At 38.4% G+C, this 1,023-nt stretch carries 1 protein-coding gene; it reads right to left on the bottom strand.

Annotated elements, in window-relative coordinates; all coding sequences use genetic code 11:
* Window positions 1–151: 151 nt before the first annotated feature.
* The coding region (locus FKW19_RS15175) for a glycosyltransferase family 2 protein (protein WP_150150628.1) at window positions 152–1,023 on the bottom strand (872 nt) is incomplete at its 5' end.

The following is a 1,023-nucleotide window of genomic DNA, read 5'->3' as shown; positions in this document are numbered from 1 at the left end:
GCCATCGCAAAAACCGTCAATCAAATCGCCAAAACCCAGAAATTACCGGCCAAGCACATCAATCAAGGGTTCTTCGATCCCTCCACATTCAATTTATTGTCTCCTGTTTTCTGAATCAAATATTTAACTATCCTCTACCAATAAATGAATATCATTTAACGTTTCGTGATTGAGAGTTTACTTTCCATGTCTGTTCACGCAACCGTATTCCATTTAGACCACGCATACTAAACTGCGATGCTAAAAATTTATAAAAGAACCAATCCTTTAAAGCATATGGCGTAAATCGATAAATGAATTTCTCTTTTCCACTCCAAGTCACACGATCACGGTTAACCCGACGATTGGCAGTCACGCACCACATACCTACTGGATAACGCACCTCGCCAACCTTAAGAAGTCTTTGTACGATTTCGTGGTCTTCCAATACATAAGGCCATATATTTGGATCAAACCCACCAATCGCTCTGTAAGCATCCGTACGAAATGTTTCTGCATATCCGCCTGCATGACATTCTGATTTAAAAATACGCGATAAAATTTGAATTTTGCCTATACGGAAAAGACTTTTAAGTGAAAGAAGTGGTCCTTTGACATTTGTGGCCATAACCGCAACCACAGATAGTCCAACTTGTTCATATACTCGATGGGCTACGGCAAGATAAAATGGAGAGTAAAAAGTATCTGCATCCCATGTCGCAAAATATTTTGTTTTCACGAAAGCCGAGCCTGCGCGTAAAGCATTTATCTTTCCGGGCTCTAATTCGTCAATCAATACAACATTGAAAATATGAGAGTATTTCTTTTTAAAATTTTTTGCAATATTTATAGAATCATCAAAAGATCCATTATTTACTAAAATTACATGAGCAGGCTTAAGTTTTTGGCTTACAATGCATGACAAGCAAATACTCAAACAATCGCTTTCGTTAAAATAAGGTGGAGGGATCGAAGAACCCTTGATTGATGTGCTTGGCCGGTAATTTCTGGGTTTTGGCGATTTGATTGACGGTTTTTGCGATG

This window comes from Acetobacter sp. DmW_125128 (assembly GCF_008704325.1).
Classification (GTDB): Bacteria; Pseudomonadota; Alphaproteobacteria; order Acetobacterales; family Acetobacteraceae; genus Acetobacter; species Acetobacter oryzifermentans.
Note: the sequence above shows the minus strand (reverse complement) of the source record. Positions and strands in the feature narration are given on the sequence as shown.